17 protein-coding genes are annotated in these 22,113 nt (G+C 65.3%); 6 read left to right on the plus strand and 11 right to left on the minus strand.

Going from position 1 to position 22,113, the window contains the following annotated elements; genetic code table 11:
- Window positions 1–785 precede the first annotated feature (785 nt).
- Both ACIPUB_RS00950 and ACIPUB_RS00955 read left to right on the plus strand, forming a co-directional pair.
- Window positions 786–2,222 carry an amino acid permease gene (locus tag ACIPUB_RS00950; RefSeq protein WP_407605739.1) on the plus strand — a complete coding sequence of 479 codons (1,437 nt, stop codon included), beginning with the start codon at window positions 786–788 and terminating at the stop codon, window positions 2,220–2,222.
- Window positions 2,219–3,613: an NtaA/DmoA family FMN-dependent monooxygenase gene (locus ACIPUB_RS00955; RefSeq protein ID WP_407605712.1), complete on the plus strand. Its 1,395-nt coding sequence runs from the start codon at window positions 2,219–2,221 to the stop codon at window positions 3,611–3,613. The genes ACIPUB_RS00950 and ACIPUB_RS00955 overlap by 4 nt, the downstream gene beginning before the upstream one ends.
- Window positions 3,614–3,959: 346 nt before the next feature.
- Here the strand turns inward: ACIPUB_RS00955 and ACIPUB_RS00960 are convergent, their stop codons facing one another.
- From ACIPUB_RS00960 to ACIPUB_RS00980, 5 genes are all read right to left on the minus strand, one after another.
- Complete coding sequence (locus ACIPUB_RS00960) at window positions 3,960–5,339, minus strand: M50 family metallopeptidase (RefSeq protein ID WP_407605713.1); 1,380 nt, start codon at window positions 5,337–5,339, stop codon at window positions 3,960–3,962.
- A complete protein-coding gene (gene dxr / locus ACIPUB_RS00965) occupies window positions 5,336–6,586 on the minus strand; it encodes a 1-deoxy-D-xylulose-5-phosphate reductoisomerase (protein WP_407605714.1) in 1,251 nt (416 codons plus the stop codon). Before dxr ends, ACIPUB_RS00960 begins: the two co-directional genes overlap by 4 nt.
- A 142-nt stretch (window positions 6,587–6,728) precedes the next feature.
- Window positions 6,729–8,339 (minus strand): tripartite tricarboxylate transporter permease, encoded by a 1,611-nt coding sequence (locus ACIPUB_RS00970; RefSeq protein WP_407605740.1) that lies wholly within the window; start codon window positions 8,337–8,339, stop codon window positions 6,729–6,731.
- 21 nt (window positions 8,340–8,360) lie between these two features.
- Window positions 8,361–8,864 (minus strand): tripartite tricarboxylate transporter TctB family protein, encoded by a 504-nt coding sequence (locus ACIPUB_RS00975; RefSeq protein ID WP_407605715.1) that lies wholly within the window; start codon window positions 8,862–8,864, stop codon window positions 8,361–8,363.
- Window positions 8,861–9,868: a Bug family tripartite tricarboxylate transporter substrate binding protein gene (locus tag ACIPUB_RS00980; RefSeq protein ID WP_407605716.1), complete on the minus strand. Its 1,008-nt coding sequence runs from the start codon at window positions 9,866–9,868 to the stop codon at window positions 8,861–8,863. Before ACIPUB_RS00980 ends, ACIPUB_RS00975 begins: the two co-directional genes overlap by 4 nt.
- Before the next feature lie 258 nt (window positions 9,869–10,126).
- Here ACIPUB_RS00980 and ACIPUB_RS00985 point away from each other — a divergent pair, with 258 nt between their 5' ends.
- Together ACIPUB_RS00985 and ACIPUB_RS00990 are read left to right on the plus strand one after the other, a co-directional pair.
- A complete protein-coding gene (locus tag ACIPUB_RS00985) occupies window positions 10,127–11,701 on the plus strand; it encodes an ATP-binding protein (protein ID WP_407605741.1) in 1,575 nt (524 codons plus the stop codon).
- Window positions 11,698–12,369: a response regulator gene (locus tag ACIPUB_RS00990; RefSeq protein ID WP_407605717.1), complete on the plus strand. Its 672-nt coding sequence runs from the start codon at window positions 11,698–11,700 to the stop codon at window positions 12,367–12,369. The genes ACIPUB_RS00985 and ACIPUB_RS00990 overlap by 4 nt, the downstream gene beginning before the upstream one ends.
- Before the next feature lie 6 nt (window positions 12,370–12,375).
- Here ACIPUB_RS00990 and ACIPUB_RS00995 read toward each other — a convergent pair whose 3' ends face one another.
- Together ACIPUB_RS00995 and ACIPUB_RS01000 are read right to left on the minus strand one after the other, a co-directional pair.
- Window positions 12,376–12,906, minus strand: coding sequence for a MaoC family dehydratase (locus tag ACIPUB_RS00995; RefSeq protein WP_264268088.1), 531 nt, complete (start codon window positions 12,904–12,906; stop codon window positions 12,376–12,378).
- Window positions 12,907–13,015: 109 nt separating this feature from the next.
- Window positions 13,016–14,179, minus strand: a complete 1,164-nt coding sequence (locus ACIPUB_RS01000; protein ID WP_407605718.1) for an acyl-CoA dehydrogenase family protein — start codon at window positions 14,177–14,179, stop codon at window positions 13,016–13,018.
- A gap of 243 nt (window positions 14,180–14,422) precedes the next feature.
- Between ACIPUB_RS01000 and ACIPUB_RS01005 the strand changes: the two genes are divergently transcribed.
- Together ACIPUB_RS01005 and ACIPUB_RS01010 are read left to right on the plus strand one after the other, a co-directional pair.
- Complete coding sequence (locus ACIPUB_RS01005; RefSeq protein WP_407605719.1) at window positions 14,423–15,037, plus strand: TetR/AcrR family transcriptional regulator; 615 nt, start codon at window positions 14,423–14,425, stop codon at window positions 15,035–15,037.
- A 37-nt stretch (window positions 15,038–15,074) separates the two neighbouring features.
- Window positions 15,075–15,539, plus strand: a complete 465-nt coding sequence (locus ACIPUB_RS01010; RefSeq protein ID WP_264268091.1) for a GNAT family N-acetyltransferase — start codon at window positions 15,075–15,077, stop codon at window positions 15,537–15,539.
- A gap of 98 nt (window positions 15,540–15,637) precedes the next feature.
- Here ACIPUB_RS01010 and ACIPUB_RS01015 read toward each other — a convergent pair whose 3' ends face one another.
- From ACIPUB_RS01015 to ACIPUB_RS01030, 4 genes are all read right to left on the minus strand, one after another.
- On the minus strand, window positions 15,638–17,341 hold the full coding sequence (locus ACIPUB_RS01015; RefSeq protein WP_407605720.1) for an ABC transporter ATP-binding protein: 1,704 nt from the start codon (window positions 17,339–17,341) through the stop codon (window positions 15,638–15,640).
- Window positions 17,338–18,378, minus strand: a complete 1,041-nt coding sequence (locus tag ACIPUB_RS01020) for an ABC transporter permease (RefSeq protein ID WP_407605721.1) — start codon at window positions 18,376–18,378, stop codon at window positions 17,338–17,340. Before ACIPUB_RS01020 ends, ACIPUB_RS01015 begins: the two co-directional genes overlap by 4 nt.
- A 40-nt stretch (window positions 18,379–18,418) precedes the next feature.
- Window positions 18,419–19,936, minus strand: coding sequence for an ABC transporter permease (locus ACIPUB_RS01025; RefSeq protein ID WP_407605722.1), 1,518 nt, complete (start codon window positions 19,934–19,936; stop codon window positions 18,419–18,421).
- Between the two features lie 113 nt (window positions 19,937–20,049).
- Window positions 20,050–21,852 carry an ABC transporter family substrate-binding protein gene (locus ACIPUB_RS01030; RefSeq protein WP_407605723.1) on the minus strand — a complete coding sequence of 601 codons (1,803 nt, stop codon included), beginning with the start codon at window positions 21,850–21,852 and terminating at the stop codon, window positions 20,050–20,052.
- Between the last annotated feature and the right edge of the window lie 261 nt (window positions 21,853–22,113).

Consider the following 22,113-nt stretch of genomic DNA (forward strand, 5'->3'; position numbering starts at 1 on the left):
CGCATCAGCCTAACCGGTGAGTTGGGCAATTCTGATGCTTAAGGCGACACACTGGCGCTGGTGAGCCGTAACTACGGCGTCACTGTGGCGATTCCAAAAACAGCGGCCGGACTGGCCTTGGACATGCGGAGATCTCCAGCGAACGACCAATGGTGCCCATGGGTTGGCCCATGGAGCTGCAGGGTCCTCACGGGGTCGCGAGGTCAACGAAGCGAGGGAAACGCGTTGAGGGTGGCGAACCAGTGGGCAAGTGTGTCGGGTTGGTCCGCGGCCCGTTCAACGAACCTGGTCAAGGCCACGCTTGAGGAAACCTGGCTGAGGAGCACGGGCTGTTGCGCAGCACGTTCAGGTCGCTGACGAGTTGGCGGTGGATTCCCCCGGCCAAACCGGCGGCATTTGGACGGGCCATCGTGGTGACCGGGAACCATGATCATAAGACTGTTCCGTGCCGCAATGGTCAGATTTCTGCTGCATGTCGCTCGGATTGAATGCGGGGACTGTGCCGTTCTGAATTCGTCTTGGTATCACGCAGAGAGGCACTATCCCACGATCTGGACGCGGTGTTGTTAAACAAACCAAAGATGACTTTTCGGGCGGGTCACGAAAGGTGTTGGGTAGGAAACATATGGTTCATGCAAAGAAACATGACGACATGCATCCTGAGTGGATTGTCCGCCCCACCTAGCGTGAAATGCGCAATTATTACCCACTTGCTCGGAGCACCAGCTATGCAGCCAGATTCAACGACCATTACCTCTAGACAAAGAGAGGTTTCCGGTTATGATTTGGGTTCGCAAGAATCCAATGCTCAAGCTTTGGATCCACCCCCCGGATTGCACCGAAGCATGGGGCCCCGCCATCTCATCATGATCGCGATGGGTGGAGTCATTGGCTCGGGGCTATTTCTCAGTTCGGGCTACACCATCGCCCAGGCCGGTCCACTGGGGGCCGTTTTGGCGTACCTCGTCGGCGCGTTTGTGGTCTATTTGGTGATGTCGTGCCTCGGTGAGCTGGCAATTGCCTACCCCGTGGCCGGAGCCTTCCACATTTACGCAGCCAGGTCCATTGGACCGGCAACCGGGTTCACGACCGCGTGGCTTTACTGGCTGTGTTGGGCCGTTGCGCTGGGCTCGGAGTTCACGGCCAGCGGTCTGCTGATGCAACGTTGGTTCCCGGACGTGGCGGTTTGGGTGTGGTGCTTGGTGTTCGCCGTTCTGGTATTCGGGCTTAACGCTTTCTCCGCACGCCTCTTTGGAGAAGCAGAATTCTGGTTGTCCTTGGTCAAAGTGGGAACAATTATCGCTTTGATCATCTTCGGTGGCGCCGCTCTTCTGGGGTTCCGGCCCCTGGCAACCGACGGTGGAACGCCGCTGTTGCTGAACAACTTCGTTACGAATGAAGGCCTGTTCCCCCAAGGGTTCTCCGGCGTCCTGGTCACCACCCTTGCAGTGTTTTATGCGTTCTCAGGGTCGGAACTGATTGGTGTTGCCGCTGGCGAAACGAAGGATCCGGCGCGCTCCATTCCCAAGGCGTTGCGGGCCACGGTATTCAGGTTGTTGATCTTCTTCGTTGGTGCCATCACCGTTATCGCCGCCACCGTGCCCTATGACAAGGTGGGGCTGGATGAAAGTCCGTTCGTAACAGTGTTTGGCAGCCTGGGGGTTCCCTACGCGGCGGACATCATGAACTTCGTCATCATCACCGCGTTGTTGTCCGCGGGCAACAGTGGGCTCTATTCCTGCGCTCGCATGTTGTTTTCGTTAGCCGATGAAGGTCACGCGCCGAAAGCGTTCCGAAAGCTCACCCGGCGTGGTGTTCCGATGGTAGCGCTGGGTATCAGCATGCTCGGTGGACTGGCTTCGCTTCTTTCCAGCGTCATGGCGGCCGAATCTGTATATCTGGTCTTGGTATCTATTGCAGGTTTCGCTGTGGTGGGTGTGTGGATGTCTATTTCGGCTTCGCACTTCTTCCACCGCCGAAACTTCGTCCGCGCAGGCGGAGACGTCTCCGCCTTGGTGTACAAGTCACCGCTCTACCCAGTCGTGCCGATTCTTGCCTTCACCCTGTGCCTGATCTCGGTCATCGGGCTTGCCTTTGACCCAAATCAGGTAGCTGCCCTCTACTTCGGCGTCCCGTTTGTGGCCGCTTGCTACCTCTTCTTTTACCTCCGCCATGGTCGCCGTTCCGCGGCCAGCTCGAACGAAAGCGCCACGACTCGATGAGCGATTCCTCCCCATCCCCACTTCTCTTTTCCCTCTACGAGCAGGCCAGCGTTGGTTGCGGCGGCGCACCAAGCCTTTGGACTCACCCGTTGGACGACCGTCTTCAGCTCAATTCCCTGGATCGATGGAAAAACGTCGCCATCACCGCCGAACAGGCAAACCTCGACGCGCTCTTCTTTGCCGACGTGTTGGGCCTCTATGACATCTACGGCGGTTCCGCCGATGCCGCGCTCAGCTGGGCAGTGGAGGCTCCGGCGAATGACCCCTTCGTTTATGTACCCGCTTTGGCCGCGCTGACCGAACGTCTTTCGTTCGTGATTACCGCATCGACGACGTACGAACACCCGTTCGCTCTCGCCCGGCGATTTGGCACCTTGGACCACATCAGCAATGGCCGTATCGGCTGGAACATTGTGACCTCGTATCTCTCTAGCGCCGCGCGCAACTTCGGCATGGACGAGATGCTAAAGCACGCCGATAGGTATGAGCGGGCCGACGAATTCATGGACGTCATCTACAAGCTTCTTGAAGGCAGCTGGGCGGCGGACGCTGTTGTGGCAAATAAGACGGAACGGGTTTATGCCCGTCCGGGCTCTGTTCAGCCCATCAATCATGTGGGCTCACATTTCCGTGTTGATGGGCCATCGCTAACTTCCCCGTCATCACAGCGAACACCCGCCCTCTACCAAGCCGGCTGGTCACCACGTGGTCGAGAGTTTGCCGCTAAACACGCCGAAATGGTGCTGCTACCCAAGAAAGACCCGAACGAAATCGCCACCGGTTTGGCAGACATTAATCGGCGTGCCGCCGGAAGAGGACGACCCGAGGGCGAGATTCGATCGATGGCCTTGGCCAGAATCATCACTGCGCCCACCGCTATCGAGGCACAAAAGAAGTACGACGATCTGCAAAGCAATTACCATCTGGAGGCACAGCTGGTTAGTTATGCCGGGGACACGGGCATCGACCTGAGCAAATATGCCGATAACGAACCACTCACCACGGATTCCAACGGCCTGACGTCCTACGTCGTTAAGGGTGCCCCGACGGATAAACCTCTGACAGCTGGAGACGTTCGCCGGAAGTTCGAAAACGTCACCCGCGGCACAGATTTGCTATTCATTGGGACGCCAGCGGAGGTTGCACGCCAGATTCAAGAGCATGCGGCAACCTCTGGTCTCGATGGATACATGATCAATCCCTTGGTGAGCCCGGGATCGCTCAACGATTTCGCTGAATTTGTGGTTCCGGAGCTTACCAAGCGCGGGCTCTACGATTCCGAACCGAAGTCGGGGACGTTACGCTCCAGGCTCCGCAAGGACAAAACAGATCGACTGTCGTCAACGTCGTACGGGGCATCGTTCCGGCAAACGGTGAGCCAATCCCGCTAAGTCCCGCGGGCTGGTTTGCCGCGGAGTTGAGTGTTCGTTGAGGTCCCAAGGGTCTGGACATGGCTCATCCCACCGCGTTGCAATGTCCAGACCTCTGAGGCACCTCGGGTGGTAAAAACCTCAGGGTAAACAAATCGGTCGGTGCACCTTCACTTTTGGTGAAGCTACACCGACCGATTCACGTCTTGTACCGGTACAGCAGGCACGTTCTGCCGGTCCCCGGTCACAACCACGGCAGGACCCGCCGAAATCTCGCGGACCGGTGACGCCAACGAGCCCGTCCAGGCAATGGGGTCCGCAGCTTGGGTTCGCCGCGAACACCCCCCTGCCCTTGCAGGCCCGAAGGTCAGCCGAAGATGCTGACCGGCTTGACGATGTCTGCGTAGATCAGCACCGCACCCATCACCAGCATGCCCACCGCGACCACGTAGGTCAGCGGCAGCATCTTGGCGATGTCCACCGGCCCGGGATCGGGGCGGCGGAAGACCTTGGAGAAGAATCGGCGCACCGATTCGAAGAGCGCGCCAACGATGTGCCCGCCGTCCAGCGGCAGCAGCGGGATCAGGTTGAAGACGAACAGGGCGATGTTCAGCCCGCCGATTAGCGAGATCAGGCTGGCTGCCTTGTCGGCCACCCCGATCTGCTCCATGGCGCTGATTTCGCCGGCGATGCGGCCCACGCCCACCACGGAGATCGGTCCGTTGGGATCGCGCGGGGTGTCGGAGAACGCCGCCTTGCCCACCGCGGCAACGCGGGCGGGCAGATCGAGCACCACCGCCGCGACACCCGACAACTGCTGTCCCACCGCAGGAAGGACGGCCGAGACCGGCTGCTGGATGTTTCGCACGTCCGAGCCCATGCCGATGAACCCGACCTCAATGGTCTGCGGGTTCCCTGCGGCGTCGGTGACGAGCTGCCCCTGGTCGTTGATCACCGGACGTTCGGTCTTGTAGGGGGTGATGGTGGTGGAGTGTTCCACGCCCTCGCGCTCGTAGGTCAGCGGAACGGACTCGCCGGCGTGGCCGCGAATGGCCTGGGTCAGTGCCACCCAGTCGGTGGTGCCCACCGGGGCTCCGTCGAAGGAGGTGACCACGTCGCCCGGGCGCAGGCCCGCGGCGTAGGCGGGGCCCGGGGCGTCGGAGGGCAGGCAGCCGTTGTTGACCGAGGAGTCGCGGGAGGATTCCTCGCCCAGGGGCACCACGCACTGGTAGACCTCGTCGACGGTGCTGGTCTGGGAGGGCATGCCGAACCCGACGGTGACGATGCCGATCATGACCACGCCGATGAGCAGGTTCATCACCGGGCCGCCAAGCATGATGATGATGCGCTTGTAGACCGGCAACTTGTAGAACAGCCGGTTGTCGTCGCCCGGCTGCAGCTGCTCTGCGGCGGCGTGCCTGGCCTCGTCGGCCATCTGCTGGAACATGCCGGTGGAGGACTTGCGCAGGATCGGGGCGTCGGTGGCGCCCACGACCCCCTTGTTCTTGGCCGGCGGGTACATCCCGATCATGGCGATGTAGCCACCCAGCGGGATGGCCTTGAAGCCGTATTCGGTCTCCCCGCGCTTGAAGGACCACAGCGTCTTGCCGAAGCCGATCATGTACTGGGGCACGCGCACGCCAAAGCGCTTGGCCGGGATCAGGTGCCCGACCTCGTGCAGGCCGATGGAGAAGGCGATGGCGACGACCATGACCAGGACGCCGAGGATGAAAAGGAGGGTGCTCACAGTGATTCCAAACGCTTGGCGGCTTCTGTTCGTGCCCAGGACTCTGCGGCAAGCACGGAGTCCAGGTCCAGGGTGCCGGGCTCGGGGTCGTAGCCCTGCAGGATGGCGTCGACCGTTTCGACGATGTCGGTGAAGCGGATGGCCCCGGCGTGGAACGCCTCGACGGCTTCCTCGTTCACCGCGTTGTACACGGCCATGTGCGTGGGCGAGGCGGCGGCCGCGGCCTTGGCCAGCTCGATGGCCGGGAAGGCAGTGGCATCCAGCGGCTCGAAGGTCCAGGAGGACGCGGCGGACCAGTCGCAGGGCGCGGTGGCGCCGGGCACGCGGGCCGGCCAGCCGATGCCCAGGGCGATGGGCAGGGCCATGTCCGGCGGTGAGGCCTGGGCGATGGTCGAGCCGTCGATGAACTCCACCATGGAGTGCACGATGGATTGAGGGTGCACCACCGCCTCGATGCTCTCCAGCGGCACGTCGAAGAGCAGGTGCGCCTCGATGACCTCCAAGGCCTTGTTGACCATGGTGGCCGAGTTGGTGGTCACCACCTTGCCCATGTCCCAGGTCGGGTGGGCCAATGCCTGTTCGGGGGTGACGTCGCGCAGCTGCTCACGACCCCAGCCGCGGAAGGGTCCGCCGGAAGCGGTGACGATGAGCCTGTGCACTTCATCCGGGGAGCCGGCGCGCAGCGCCTGGGCCAGGGCGGAATGCTCTGAGTCCACCGGGACCAGCTGTCCGGGGGCCGCTGCGTTCTTGACCAGCGCACCGCCGACGATCAGCGATTCCTTGTTGGCCAGGGCCAGCAGGTGGCCCGCATTCAGCGCGGCGAGCGTGGGGGCCAGGCCGATGGAGCCGGTGATGCCGTTGAGCACCACGTCGGCGTCCGGGAAGGAGGCGATCTGCGTTGCTGCCTCGGGCCCGGCGAAGAGTTGCGGGTCGTAGTCCTGGACCCCGGCTGCGTCCTTGGCGGCCGCAAGGGCGGCGGCCAGCGCGTCGATATCCGGGTGGGCACAGCCCACCGCCTGGGCGCGGGTGGCCACGGCCTGGGCTGCCAGCAGGGGCAGGTTGTGGCCTCCCGAAAGCGCAGCCACGGCAAATCTGTCGGGAGCCGCGGCGATGACCTCCAGGCCCTGGGTGCCGATGGATCCGGTGGAGCCGATCAGCGTGATGCGGCGGATCGTGCCGGGAAGCGGAGGCGTGAAAGCCGTGGCCGGGCGGGGGGCGGAAAACTGCGCAATGTTCACCTGACCCATTATGTCCGCTCTTCCTGTGCCTACCCAATGGGCGGCGGGCGCAACGTCGCGGTAAGCGCTGTCGCCCTTAACCGGGAGTGGCCCTCGTTTCCCCTGGAACGGAGGGGGAAACGAGGGCCACGCCGGATGGCACGTGCCGCGGCTAGCGGCGCGTCTTGCCGCTGTGGCGCGGGCCGTGGATGTCCAGGACCTGCACCTCGGCGGGCTCTTCGCTCTCGCCGTTTGTGGTCCCGGCCTCGGGCACCACCACCACCGGCTCCACCAGTTCCCCGACCTCGGCCGCGGCCTTCGGGAACAGGCGGCGCAGCGCCTTGGCCAGCAGCGGCCAGAGCAGCACCAGGGCGATGATCACGTAGACGACCACGGCGATCGGCTCGCTGAACAGGCCGGCCGGGTCCCCGCCACTGAGCTGCAGGGACTTGCGCAGTTCCTCCTCGGCCCGGGGGCCAAGGATCACGCCGATGATCAGCGGCAGCACCGGGATGCCGAAGCGGCGCATCGCGAAGCCCAGCGCGCCCAGCACCAGCAGGATGACCAGGTCAAAGGCCTGCAGGTTCACCGCGTAGGCGCCCAGCGTGGCAAAGAACAGGATGCCGGCGTAGAGGTACTGGCGCGGCAGCTGCAGCAGCTTGGCCCACAATGGCGCCATGGGCAGGTTGACCAGCAGCAGCAGCGCGTTGCCGATGAACAGGCTGGCGATCAATGCCCACACCAGCTTCGGTTCCTCCTCGAAGAGCAGCGGGCCGGGCTGGACCCCCAGCTGCATGAGTGCCAGGAGCATGACCGCGGCGGTCGCGTTGGTCGGCAGGCCCAGGGCCAGCATCGGGGTCAGCGTGCCGGCGGCCGAGGCGTTGTTGGCCGCCTCGGGACCCGCGACGCCCTCGATGGCGCCGTGGCCGAATTCCTCCGGGTGCTTCGAGAGCTTCTTCTCGGTGATGTAGGACAGGAACGTCGGGATCTCCGCGCCGCCGGCGGGCAGGGCGCCGAAGGGGAAGCCGTACGCGGTGCCGCGCAGCCAGGGCTTCCAGGAGCGCTTCCAGTCGGACTTGCCCATCCAGGGGCGCCCCACGGGAATCGTCTGGCTCCGGGTCTTGCGCAGGTGCGCGGCGATCCACAGTGCCTCGCCGATGGCGAAGATCGCCACGGCCACCACCACGATGTCCAGCCCGTCGGCGAGCAGCGGCTGCCCGAAGACCAGCCGGCCCTGGCCGCTGACCGGGTCCAGTCCGACCAGGCCGATGGCCAGGCCCAGGCCGAGGGCGGCAAAGCCGCGCAGTTTGGAGGTACCAAGCACGGCGGTCACGGCGACCAGCGCCAGCAGCATGATGGCCAAATAGCTCGGGTTGCCCAGGGACACGGCAAACTTCACCACCCAGGGGGCGATGGTGGCCAGCAGCGCGGTGCCGATGGTGCCGGCGACGAACGATCCGATGGCCGCGGTGGCCAGCGCCTGGGCGGCGCGCCCCGCCTTGGCCATCTTGTGGCCCTCGATGGCGGTGATGACCGTGGCCGACTCGCCGGGGGTGTTCAGCAGGATGGAGGTGGTCGAGCCGCCGAACATGCCGCCGTAGTAGATGCCGGCGAACATGATCATGGCGCTGGTGGGTTCCAGCCCGTAGGTTACCGGCAGCAACAGCGCGATGGCCATGGCCGGGCCGATGCCCGGCAGCACGCCGATGGCGGTGCCCAGAAGCACGCCGATCACCGCGAAGAGCAGGTTGATGGGGGTCACTGCGGTGGCGAACCCCTGCATCAGCAGGTTGAATGTATCCACTTAGAGCACTCCCTCGAGCAGGCCGGCCGGCAGGTGGATGCCCAGCCCCAAATAGAAACCGTAGAAGGTGCCCACGGCCAGGGCCACGGAAATCAGTCCATCACGGATGTAGTTGCGCCCGCCCAGGGCCAGGACGCTGCCCCAGAAGAGGATGGTTCCGGAGATGGGCCAGCCCACCAGGTCGATGAAGACGATATTGAGGATGAAGACCAGCATCAGGGGAACGACGACCTTCCAGTCGATGGGCGTTCCGAGCTCGATGTCCTCGCCGTCCTCCGGCTCCGCCGCTCCCCCGCGCAGGATGTTCACGGCGAGCAGGACGGCGCAGGCCAAAAGCAGGGTCCCCACGATGTAGGGAACTGTCTTGGGACCCAGCCCGTCGGACTGCTGGAAGGGCACATTCAAGCCAATGGCATCGATCACCACCATGGCCCCGACCGCCCCGAGCAGGGCCGCAAAGCCCAGCTCGGAGCGGTCCTTGAGCCAAACGGCTACTGGTTTCATGCCAATCCCAGTGCGGCCAGTACGTCGGAAACCCGCTTGTCCTGATCGGTGAGGAAGGTCGAGAACTCATCGCCGGTGATGAAGGCGTCGGTCCAGCCGTTGGTCTTCAGTGCCGCCTTCCATTCCTCGGAGGCGTGCATCTTCTCCAGCGTGGCGATCCAGCGGGCCTTGGCCTCGTCGCTGATGCCCGGAGGGGCCACCAGGCCGCGCCAGTTGCTGAACTCCAGGTCGATGTCCGATTCCTTCAGGGTCGGGGCGTCGACGCCCTCGAGGCGCTCGGCGCCGGAGGTTGCCAGCACGCGGACGTCGCCGGACTGGATCTGCTTGAGGAATTCCCCTGCACCGGAGGCCGCGAAGCCCAGCTTGTTGCCCAGGATCGCCGGCAGCAGGTCGCCGCCGCCGTCGTAGGAGACGTAGTTGACCTTTTTGGCGTCGATGCCCACGGCCTGGGCCAGCTGCATCGGCAACAGGTGGTCGGGGCCGCCCGGTGAGGAGCCGCCGCCCACGGCCAGCTTGGACGGGTCCTTCTTCCAGGCCGCGACAAGGTCCTCGATGGTCTTGTACGGGGAGTCCTTCGAGACCATGATGGCCCCCGGCTCCTGGATCAGCCGGGCGATCGGGGTGGTGTCGGTCAGCCGGGCGTCGGTGTCGTTGGTGTAACTCGCGCCCACCACGCCCAGGCCCATGAGCATGCCGAGGTCGTTGTTGCCCTTTTCGTTGACGATGCGCGAAAGGCCCACGGTGCCGCCGGCGCCGGCGAGGTTGAAGACCTCGACCGACTTGGCGATCTCCGCTTCCTCCATGACCTTGGCGCCGACGCGGGCCGTGGTGTCGTAGCCGCCGCCGGGGCTGTTGGGGACCATGATCCGCAGGCCCGTCACCGGGCCGGATTCGGCCGCGCTGCCGGAGGCGCCGGCATCATTGCCGGTGACCCCGCAGCCGGTGGCGGCGAGCATGATGCCGGCGGCAACCGCTGCCAGCTTCAAGATATTGGTTCGTCCCATGGTGATTCCCATCTCAAATGCGAGTGAATGATGTGCACCACACTAGGCCGCCGCCAAGGCCGGGCAATTCTTGTGGTCGCAAAGAAAGTTGTGTACATAGTGTTCACGGTCACATTCGGTGCGGGTGCGCGATGTCGGTAGAGTTCACGCCGATGGCACATGCCGGACCGGGCGATTGGCGCCGGGTGCGTCATGGCACGGAAAGGACCGCCGGTGTCCGGCCACTCCCCCGCCCCGCGTTGGGGCCGCACCGCCCGGCTGAGCCTCGCGGGCCAGTTCCTGGGACTGCAATTGCTGATCCTGCTCGCCGTCATGGCCGGGGTCCTGGCCATGTCCCTGGCCCAGGCCACCCAGACCTTTGAACGCGTCGAGTCCCGGCGCTCGCTGGCCGCTGCCGAAAACCTCGCCGCGACCCCGCTGGTGCGCGCCCTGCTGCCCGAGGCCAGGCCCCGCTTCGGCTCGGCCCTGCCCTCGATCACCGAGTCGGTGCGCTCGGTCTCCGGCAGCAGTGAGGCGGTACTGGTCAACGCCGAGGGGACCGTGGTGACAGCCTCAAATCCCGCCCTGCTCGGGGAGAAGTTCCCGCTGGGCGAATCCGAGGTCATGGAGGGCCGCGCATGGACCGGGTCCACGCAGCGCGGCGGCATCAAGATGCTCGAGGCACACGTCCCCGTGCTCGACGACGGCGGACGGCTCGTGGGATTCGCCGCCATGGGGCGCAGCTATCCCTCGCTGCTGGAGCGCCTGCTGGAGGCCACCCCCAACCTGCTGGTCTATCTGGGGGTCTCGGTGGCGCTGGGCACCCTCGGCTCGCTCCTGCTTTCCCGCCGCGTCAAGCGCCAGACCCTGGGCCTGGAGCCGGCGGAAATCACCGGGCTGGTCGAACACCGCGAGGCCATCCTGCACGGCGTCAAGGAGGGCGTGGTGGCCATCGACCTGCGCGAGCGCATCACCCTGGCCAACGACGCGGCACGCCGGCTGCTGGGCTGGCCCGAGGACTGCGAGGGCCGGACCCTGGCGGACCTTTCCATCGACGCGGCCCTGCGCGAGGTGCTGACCATGAAACAGGCCGAGGCCGACCGGCTGGTGCTGGTCGGCGAGCGCATGGTGGTGCTCAACCGCCGTCCCATGGAGGCACGCGGCCGGCTGGTCGGCTCTGTGACCACGCTGCGCGACCGCACCGAACTGACGACCCTGGAAAAGGAACTGGGGGCCACGCGCATGACCACTGAGACGCTGCGCGCCCAGACCCACGAGTTCGCCAACCAGCTGCACACCATCTCCGGGCTGATCCAGCTGGAGGAATACGACGAGGTGCTCTCCTACGTCAACGGGGTGAGCTTCAGCCGCACCCGGTTGCTGGACGACGTCACCCACCGCGTGGCAGACCCCACGGTGGCCGCGCTGCTCATTGCCAAGTCCGCGCTGGCCTCGGAGCGGGGCGTGGGCATCGACTTGGATCCGGCCTCGCAGCTGGGCCGGGTGGACGAGGCGCTGTCGCGGGACCTGACCACGGTGGTCGGCAACCTGGTGGACAACGCCATCGACGCGGTGGCGGGGCGCCCCGACGCGCAGGTCAAGGTCCGGCTGGCCGAGGAGGACGGGACGGTGGTGGTCACGGTGCACGACTCGGGCGAGGGGGTCGACGAGTCGAACGTTGCTAAGATCTTCGTGCAGGGCTACAGCACCAAGGCCTCCTCCTCCGAGGCGGGGCGCGGCTTCGGCCTGGCGCTGACCCGCCTGGTGTGCCTGCGCCGCGGCGGCGACGTAACGGTCGCCAACGACGAGGGGGCGGTCTTCACCGCCCGCCTGGGAAAAAGGGTTCAGCCATGATCAAGGTGCTCATCGTCGACGACGACTTCATGGTCGCGCGGATCCATTCGGGATTCGTGGCGCAGATGCCCGGCTTCGAAGTTGCGGGGGTCGCCCGCACCGGGGCCCAGGCCCTGGCCGAGGCCCGCCGCCTGCAGCCCGATTTGGTACTGCTGGACATCCACCTGCCCGACATCTACGGGCTGGAGCTGCTGGGCCAGTTGCGCGCAGAGGTCCCGGAGCTTGACGTGCTGGTGATCAGCGCCGCCCGCGAGGCCGAGACGGTGCGCCGGGCGCTGCGCGGGGGCATCGTGCACTATCTGATGAAGCCGTTTACCCAGGAGGACCTGCACCAGCGCCTGGAGCACTACCGGCGCACCTATCGTTCGCTGGGTTCGGCAGCCACCGCCGAGCAGTCCGACGTCGATGCTGTCTTCGGCATGGCCGGGGCCGACAAGCCGCTGCCCAAGGGCTGCGCGGCGGAGACCATGGAGCGGGTGCAGGGCATCCTGCGCGAGGCGGAGGCGGACCTCTCCGCGCTGGAGGTCGGCGAGATGCTGGGCCTGTCCCGGGTCAGCGCGCGGCGCTACCTGGAGTACCTCAACGAGGTCGGCCAGGCGCAGGTGCACCTGCGCTATGGCGGCGGGCGTCCCGAGCGCAGGTACAGCTGGCGCGGCCCGCGGAACTGAAGGCGCCTAGAGCCAGTCGTCCTCGCCGAAGGACCCGTTCTGCAGCTTCTGGTGCGCCTCGCGCGTGAACATCAGGCACACGCGCGTGGCCTCGGCCACGGTGATGCCGTCCTGGTTCTTGCCCACGTGGGAGAAGGTTGCGACCCCGAGCCCCGGCCGGGAGTTGGAGGGACGCAGGTCAACGATGTGCGTCTGGGTGTAGAGCGTGTCCCCCGGGAAGAGCGGGTGCGGGAACCGCACGTCTGTCAGTCCCAGTTGGCCCATCAGCGTCCCCTGGGTCAGCTGCGACACCGACTGGCCGACCATGGTGGCCAGGGTGAACATCGAATTCATGACCCGCCGCCCGAAGGGCTGGGTCGCGGCGAATGCGGCATCCAGGTGCAGCGCCTGGGTGTTCATGCTCAACGTGGTGAACAGGACGTTGTCCGCCTCCGTCATGGTGCGTCCGGGTGAGTGCACGTAGACAGCCCCGGCATCCAGTTCCTCGAAGTAGAGGCCCCGCTCATGGATTTCGCGTACTTCGTCCTGCTCCGACATGTACCTCACGCACCCCTCGTGCTTGTGTGCGGTTGACCGGCGCCGCGGGCACCGGTCAACCCCCTTGTCTTGCCATCCTACAAACTTCCCGGCCCGCCGGCCGTGATCCCTACAATCCCAGCGAGCGGGCGATGAGCAGCAACTGGACCTCGGTGGTTCCCTCGCCGATTTCCAGGATCTTTGAATCCCGGTAGTGCCTGGCCACCAGGGACTCGTTCATGAACCCGTAGCCGCCGAAGATCTGCGTGGCATCGCGCGCGTTGTCCATGGCGGCCTCGCCGGCAACCAGCTTGGCGATCGCCGCCTCGGTCTTGAAGTCCTGGCCCGCCAGCATCTTGGCCGCCGCCGCATAATAGGCCAGGCGCGAGGTGTGCACCCGGGCGGCCATCCGCGCGATCTTGAAGGAGATCCCCTGGTTGGAACCGATGGAACGCCCGAAGGTCGTCCGGGTCTTGGCGTAGGCCGTGGCCTCGTCCAGGCAGCCCTGGGCCGCACCGGTGCCCAGCGCCGCGATGGCGATGCGTCCCTCGTCGAGGATGGACAGGAAGTTTGCGTAGCCGCGCCCGCGCTCCCCCAGCAGGTTTTCCTCGGGCACCGTGGCGTTCTCGAACCTCAGCGGGTGGGTGTCGGAGGCGCGCCAGCCGACCTTGTCGTAGGCCGGGTCCACGGTGTACCCCGCGGTGTCGCGCGGCACCAGGATCGTGGAGATCTCCTTGGCGATGGAGCCGTCGGCCTTTTTCACGGTGCCGGTGACGGCGGTGACCGTCACCAGGGTGGAGATGTCGGTGCCGGAGTTGGTGATGAATTCCTTGGATCCGTTGATGATCCATGACCCGTCCGCCAGGGCGGCGGTGGTGGCCGTGCCCCCTGCATCGGAGCCCGCACCGGCTTCGGTGAGCCCGAACCCGGCCAGTTCCTGGCCCGAGCACAGCGCCGGAAGCCAGCGTTCCTTCTGTGCTTGGGTGCCGAAGCGGTGGATGGGCATGGCGCCCAGGCTGACTCCCGCTTCCAGGGTGATGGCGACCGACTGGTCGACCCGTGCCAGTTCCTCGATGGCCAGGGAGAGCGCGAAGTAGTCCCCGCCCATGCCGCCCACGTCCTCGCCGAAGGGCAGCCCGAACAGGCCCATCTGCCCCATCTGTGAGATGACGTCGTAGGGGAAGGAATGCGCAGCATCGTGCTTGGCCGATACCGGCGCCACGACCTCGTTGGCGAACTCGCGCACCGTCTTGGCGAGTTCCGCGTAGTCCTCGTTGAGTTCCAGGTTGATCATGGTCCCCGGTGCCCCTTTCGCTGGTAGGCGTGGATGCCCGGTGGCCGGTGGCCTGGTGGGCCACACCGCCGAACGGTGCGCGGTTGCGCGCCGCTTGGGCTTTGTCCATTGACCACGTATTGTTAGTGATCATTAACTGAGTCCGAGGCTAGTGGCGTACGGCACACTTGTCCAGCCTCCCGGAAAAGTTGTATCGGCGGCCTTTGCCGGGCTCCGGGCAGAAGCACGAAGGAGCGGTGGAGCGTGAGTTCAAATCCCAAGGACGTCACGGCGACCGACCGCGAACGTGCCAAGGCGCAGCGACGCGAGGACCTGCTGTCCGAGGCCACCCGGCTCTTTGCCATCCACGGCTACGCGGGGGTCTCGCTTGAGGACCTCGGGGCCGCCTGCGGCATCAGCGGCCCCGCCGTGTACCGCCACTTTTCGGGAAAGCCGGCGGTCCTCATTGCCTTGTTGGTGGGGGTCAGCCAGGACCTCCTGGACGGCGGCCGGGAGGTTGCCGCCACCGGCGACACCGCCGCCGAGACGTTGAAGCGGCTGATTGCCTTCCACACGGATTTCGCGTTGGCCCGTCCGGACATCATCCAGGTCCAGGACCGGAACCTGGAGACCCTGCCGGCCGCCGAACTGCAATTGGTGCGCAAACTGCAGCGCGAATACATCGCCCTGTGGACCGAGCAACTGCACCGGATCCACCCGCAGGAGACCAACGCCGTCATCCGCTTCCGGGCCCACGCCGCCTTCGGATTGCTCAACTCAACCGCGCATTCCGCGCACTCCCCGCGCACCTCCAAGGCGGGATTGCGCAGGCTGCTGAACCAGATGGCGGCATCCGCCCTGTTCACACCGGTAGGCTAGGACCTAGACGATCATCACAACTAGAGAGGCAGTGACCGTGCAGCTACGGCCTTTGCAGCCCGAAGACCTGGATCAGTTCTTCGAACACCAGCAGGACCCCGAAGCCAACCTCATGGCTGCCTTCACGGCTCGCAACCCGGCGGACCGCGGGGTCTTCGACCACCACTGGGGTTCGATCATCAACGACCCCAAGGTCATTGTGCGCACCATCGAACACAACGGAGAAGTCGCCGGTTCGATCCTGGTCTTCGAAAACGACACCATCCCGGAGATCAGCTTCTGGACCGCCAGCCGCTACTGGGGCCAGGGCATCACCACCTCGGCCGTGGACGCGTTCCTGGCCGAATACACGGCACGTCCGCTGCGCGCCCGCGTACCGCAGGACAACATCGGCTCCATCAAGGTCCTGGAACGACGTGGTTTCAAGGTCATCGAGGAGTCTGCCGATTTCTCCAACGCCCGCGCCGCGGTCGTGAAGGAATTCATCATGGAGCTCAGCTAGCTCCTCCCCGCAGTCTTCACCCCCCACCGGGGGCACGGCAACGGCCGGGAATCCCCCCCTTTCGGGGGTCCCGGCCGTTGGCATGTGCGGATGTCCCCCTAGTTCCCCGGGGTCTCCATTTCGAGCAGCAGGCGGCGCGCCTCGCGGCGGATGGCCTGTTCGCCGGGCTCCGGAACCGGGGCCGCGGCCAACAGCCGGCGGGTGTAGTCGTGCTGCGGTGCATGCAACACGTCTGCCACCCTGCCTTGTTCCACCGATTTGCCGTCCTTCATGACCACCACGCGGTGCGCCAGCAGGTCCACCACGGCCAGGTCGTGGCTGACGAAGAGGCAGGCGAACTCGTAGCGGGCCTGCAGTTCCTGGATCATCTCCAGCACCGCCGCCTGCACCGAGACATCCAGTGCGCTGGTCGGCTCGTCGGCGATCAGGAGCTCCGGGTCAAGGGTCAGCGCCCGGGCGATGCACACGCGCTGGCGCTGGCCGCCGGAGAGCTCGTGCGGGTAGCGGTTGATCACCGTGCGCGGCAGGTGCACGGCCTCGAGCAGCTCGGAGGCGCGCCGGATGCGCTCGGCGCGGTTGCCGACCTTGTGCACCACCATGGGTTCGGTGATGCAGTCGCCGATCGGGAAACGCGGGTTCAGCGATGCCGCGGGGTCCTGGAAGATGACCCCGATCTTCGCGCGGATGGCCCGCGCTGCCTTGGGCGGAAGCGTCGCGAGGTTGGTTCCCTGGACGGCCAGCACCCCCGATGCCACGGGCAGCAACCCCAGCACGGCCTTGGCCACCGTCGACTTTCCGGAGCCCGACTCCCCCACGATGCCCAGGATCTGCCCGCGCCCCAACTCGAAGGACAGGTCGTCCACGGCCCGGAACTTGGTGCCGCGCATGTCGTATTCGAGCACCAGGTTCCTGGCCTCGAGGACCAGCTCGCGGTCCGCGTCCAGGGGTGCCTCCGGCTCGGGCACCCACTCCGCCGTCACGTCCACCGCCTCCAGCCTGGGCACCGAGGCCAGCAGCTTCTGCGTGTAGGGGTGTTCCGGGTGGTTGAGCACCTGGTCCACGGTGCCGGTTTCCACCAGCGAGCCGTGGAACATCACCGCGACCCGGTCGGCCAGGTCCGCGACCACGCCCATGTTGTGGGTGATCAGCAGGATGCCGGTGTTCAGCTTGTCCTTGAGCTCGCGCAGCAGGTCAAGGATCTCCGCCTGCACCGTCACGTCCAGGGCGGTGGTCGGTTCGTCGGCGATGATGACCTTCGGGTCGCAGGAGATCGCCATGGCGATCACGATGCGTTGGCGCTGGCCGCCGGAGAACTGGTGCGGGTACTGCTTGATGCGCTTGCGCGGGTCGGGGATGCCGACCATTTCCAGCAGTTCGATGGCGCGACGGGTGGCATCCTTGCCATAGGCCAGTCCGTGCAGTTCCAGGGATTCGGTGAGCTGGCGCTCGATGGTGAGCACCGGGTTCAGCGCGGTCATCGGTTCCTGGAAGACCATGGCGATGTCCGTGGCGCGCATCTTGCGCATCTTGTTCTCCGCCAGGCCCACCACGTTGACCCCGCCCACCAGGGCCCTGCCGGTGATGTAGGCGTTGGAGGGCAGCAGGCCGATGGCGGCAGTGGAGGTCACCGACTTGCCGGAGCCGGATTCACCCACCAGGGCCACGACCTCGCCGGGGTATACCTCCAGGGAAAGTCCCTTGACGGCGTGCACGTCGGAGAACTCCGTCTCGAAGGAGACGGACAGGTTCTCAAAGCTCAGCGCCGTGGACCGATCGCCTGCCGATGGTGCGGAGATGCTCATTCGGAAACCTCGTCTTTCTGCTTGCGGCGCCTGGCCTTGCGGGTCTGGCGCGGGTCAAAGGCATCGCGCAGCCCGTCGCCCAGGAAGTTCACGCTCAGCGCGATCGCCAGGATGATCATGCCCGGCCACCAGAACAGCCACGGGCGGTTGGTGAAGGCGTTCTGGTACTGGCTGATGAGCAGGCCCAGGGAGGAGTCCGGGGCCTTCACCCCGAAGCCGAGGTAGGACAGCGAGGTCTCCAGCAGGATGGCCCCGGCGATGGCGAACGTCGCGTTCACGACGATGACGCCGATGGTATTGGGCAGCAGGTGCTTGAAGATCACCCGGCTGGTCTTGGCCCCCATGGACTGGGCGGCCGCGACGTATTCGCGTTCACGCAGCGAAAGCACCTCGCCGCGCACCAGCCTGGCCAAGCCGGTCCAGGTCACCAACCCCAGCACCAGCGCCAGGGCAACGGTGGTGTTGCCCGAGCGCGAAGCGATCTGGCCCAGCACGGCGGCGAGGACCAGGAGCGGAATCACGATGAACAGGTCGGTCATGCGCATCAGCACCGCATCGACCCAGCCGCGGTAGTATCCGGCCACCGCGCCGACGACGGCGCCGATCACGGTGGCCACGAACCCGACGATGACGGCGATGATGATCGACTGCTGGGTTCCGCGCATCACCAGCGCGAAGTAGTCCTTGCCCGTGGAGTCCTGGCCGAACGGGTTCTCGCCCCAGCGCAGCCCCTCCCCGCCGAGCCAGCCCGGGATCAGTGAAAGCGTGGGACGTCCCCCGTCGACGACGGATCCGGCCAGCGTGTAGTCCTTGTCCCACCAGCCCGGGATGCCCGCATAGCCGATGGAGGTGAAGGCCATGACGGCAATGAAGGTCAGCACCAGTGTCGATATCATGGCGGCCCGGTGGGCGAAGAAGCGGCGGCGGACCAGTTGGCCCTGGCTGAGCGAGACGCTGTCCTTGCGCGCCAGCGCCGCGTCTTCGGCCTCGGCCAGCAGGACGGCCGGGGTTTCGGTCGGTTCTTTCTCGATGGTCATCGCCGGCCCTCCCGTGCGTTGTGGTGGTTCGTGTGCTGGTTCATACCCTGATCCTCGGATCCAGAATTGCGTAGAAGATGTCGGCCAGCATGTTGAACACGACCGCGGCGGTTCCCGTCACCAGGAAGAAGGCCATCACCGGGGCCGGGTCCACTTGCATCAGGCCGGTTCGGAACAATTCGCCCATGCCCTTCCAGCCGAAGACCGATTCGGTGATCACCGCTCCGCCGATCAGCCCGGCGAAGTCGAAGGCGGCGATGGTGGCGATGGGGATCATGGCGTTGCGGAAGGCGTGGCGGAAAATCACCGTGCGTTCGCTCAGTCCCTTGGATCGGGCGGTGCGGATGTAGTCCTGCTGCCCGACTTCCAGCATCGAGGAGCGGGTGTAGCGGCTGTAGCTCGCCAGCGAGATGATGGCCAGCAGGATGGTGGGCAGCAGCAGCTGGGTCCCCTTGTCCAGGAAGTCCTCCCAGAAGGTTCCGGCGAAGTTCGGGGTCTGCGAACCGATGGTGGCGATCGGCCGGGGCTTGAGGAGCAGGAAGCCGGGCCAGGCGCGGAAAATGTGGTCAAGGGTGGTCAATCCGGCCATGGCCAGGCCGGTGGCAATCGAGACGCCCATGGCGGGACCGCGAAGGTGCGCCCCCATGTACTTGCCCAGGAGTGCAGGGATGAGCACGGCCAGGATGCCGCCGCCGACGAGGATGAACCAGTTCGGGTTTTCCAGTACGCCGAAGGCCGCGTAGTAGACGACCGCGCCCAGGGCCACGGTGGCCAGCGCCGGGTAGAGCACCTTGGTGTTCCGCAGGCCCACCGTCATGGCGGTCCCGCTCAGGGCCACGCCGAGTCCCAGCACCAGCACGCCTCCGAAGCCCAGTTGCGGGAAGCGGAAGAAGTTCAGCCAGGTGAGGTATGGGATGACGATGGCGACGAATGCGGCTGCCACGGCGAAGGTGATGATGCGCCGCTTGAGCGGGCCGGCCAGGAAGATCTGCATTAGGAAGCCGACCAGCAGCGCGATCGCCGCTATCTGCAGCGGGGAGAACGCAGGGTCGCGCATCCAGTCGTTGTAGCCGATGGCCAGGTATTCCTTCAGCAGCACGGCTGCCCAGAAGACCGGAAGCGAGAAGAAGAGGAAGGTCATGAAGGTGACGCCGTAGTCAAGGCCCGAGTATTGGCGGACCGCCGTCAGCACGCCGATGGCGATGCCGAGGATCGCTGCCAGCACAGTGGCCAGCAGCACCAGGCGCAGCGTGGAGCTGGCGGCCAGACTAAGCAACGCACTGACTTCCACGCCTTGGCGGCTGGTGCCCAGGTCGCATTGGAGGGCGAAGCACTTGCCGACACCCACAAGCCATGTCCAGTATCGCTGGTACCAGGGCATGTCCAGGTTCATGAAGGTGATGCGTTGCTGCATCAGGGTTTCGCGGTTTTCCGCATTGCTTTCGCGGAGCTCCGCCAGCGGGTCGCCGGAGTTGATCACGAGGACGTAGAGCAGGAGCGAGGCCGCAAACAGGATCCCTATCGACGCGCCCAGCCTGCGGAGAATAAATCTCAACACTGCAAGTAGCTACCTTTCTAGCCGATGTGTCCGCGGCCCGTAGGCCGACGGACACGTGGGGCCCGACGCTGGTTGCGCCAGGCCCCACGTTGTTGCCGTTATCCGTCAGTCGGCTATTCGGCGCGGACCCACTGTTCCGCGTTCCAGACCAGTCCGTTTTGGGTGGCCGTCTTGCGGACGTTCAGCACGTCCTCGGCGGATGCCCCCAGGCCCGGGTGGGCGAAGAGCGGGATGCCGAAGAGATCATCCCAGAGCAGCTTCTCGATCTTCTTGGTTTCCTCCGCGTGGACGTTGGTGTCCAGGGTGGTGGTAAGGCGCTCCCAGGCTGCGTCGACCTCGGTGTTGGAGTACTTGCCGTAGTTCTGCGGCTTGCCCGTCCCGTAGATGTTCTCGCCGGAGGTGATCTGGCCGGATCCGGCCCAGGCGAACAGCGCCACCTCGTAGTCTCCGCGCTCCTGGGTGCCGCCCGGTGCGAAGAACTTCGGGTCGCCTGCATCGACGATGTTGAAGCCCGCCTGGTCGCAGGAGGACTTGATCATGGCGACTTCCTCGGTGCGGCGCGGGTTCGGGGCCGAGTATCCGATGCGGACCTCCGGCTTGTCGACGCCTTCGGTCTCGAGGATCTTCTTGGCACCCTCGATGTCGACGTTGTCGTACTGTCCGGCGTAGGACGCGGACACGACGTCGCCGTAGCTTTCCTGGAACGGGAAGACCTCTCGGGTGTTCATGACCTGGGCCTCCGGGTTCAGCGGCTTGATCAGGTTCTCGACGATTTGCTGGCGCGGGACGCACATGGCAAAGGCCTTGCGAAGCTCCAGGTTGTCGGCGAAGAGCGCATCCTTGGTGAAGTTGAAGTCGAGGTGCTCCCAGGTGAGCGTGTCACCCTGGTGGACCTGCACCGTGTCACCGAGGGCCGTGAGCTGTGCAAGCGTGTCGACTGTGGGCTGCGGTTCGATGACGTCGATGTCGCCGTTCTGCAGGGCCTGGACCATGGTGTCCGGTGCGGCGAAGCGAATGACCAGTTCCTTGGTTGCCGCCGGGGTGCCGTAGTAGTTCTCGTTGGCCACCAAGGTGATGGACTGTCCGGCTTCCCAGCTGCCGAGCTTGTACGGGCCGGAAACGGGAATGAGGTCGGCGGCCGGAAGCGTGCCCGGGGAGGTGTTCCAACCCGTGTTCCAGAATTTTGCGGCCTCCTTCAGGGCATCGGAGTCGCCCGCGCGAATGGCATCGACCATTTCGCTCGTGCTCATGCCGGCTTCCTTGGCCACGATGTGTGCGGGGCTGTAGATCATCGTCTGGATGGCGAAGTCCGGATCGGGGTTTGCGTAGGTGACGGTGAATTCCTTGCCTGCCGGATCCCCCTCGGGACCCTTGGGGATGGTCTGGCCCAGGTCCTGCGACACCGAGTCGAAGAGCGGCTTGTCGCCATCGGCGAGATTCGTGTTCTGTACGGCCCAGGCAAGCACCGAGTCGGCGACGGTGATGTCAGTGCCGTCGGACCACTTGGCCTCGGGGTTGATGGTGTACTTGACGGTCATCGGGTCTTCGCTGATGACCTCGTATGAGCCGAGGTCCTCGTTCGGGTAGACCTTTCCGTCGGTGCCGAAGTACGTAAAGCTGGCGAAGAGCCTGTCGGTGACGGCCGAGTTGTAGGTGCTGTAGGACTGCGGAGTCAGGCCGTTGTAGCTGATGAAGTCTTCGGCGCCGACCGAGTAGCTGACCGAGTCTTCTTTGGTGGTGATGTCACCGAGGTCGGCAAGGCCGGTATCTGCCGGTTCAACGCTGAACTTGCCGCTGGCCTCCGCCGCCGGTGCGGACGAGGCTGTTTCACTGGGGCCGCCGGGGGCACATGCACTTAGCGCGAGTGCGAGCGCAGCACCCACCGCGACAGCCTTGGAAATACGTTGGAAACGCATTTCTCCTCCTAATTAGCTTGATCTAAATGAAGCCGGGAATTACCCGGATGCGGTCCATGCAGTGTGCGATGCCCCACAATTTAGAACCATAGCGTCGATTTCGCCGGATGGATATAAAAACACCCCTTCATATTTGCCGCCCATCCGTGCCGCCACTTGGCCAATCGTGCCGCTCTCCGCGCCGGTCCCCGATGTGACGGGCGCTACAACCGCGAAAAATCAAGGAATCGCTTCACATTGAGGTTTGCCAATTACTACCGG

Origin of the sequence: Paeniglutamicibacter sp. ORCA_105 (assembly GCF_045798545.1) — a bacterium.
GTDB classification, from domain to species: domain Bacteria; phylum Actinomycetota; class Actinomycetes; order Actinomycetales; family Micrococcaceae; genus Paeniglutamicibacter; species Paeniglutamicibacter sulfureus.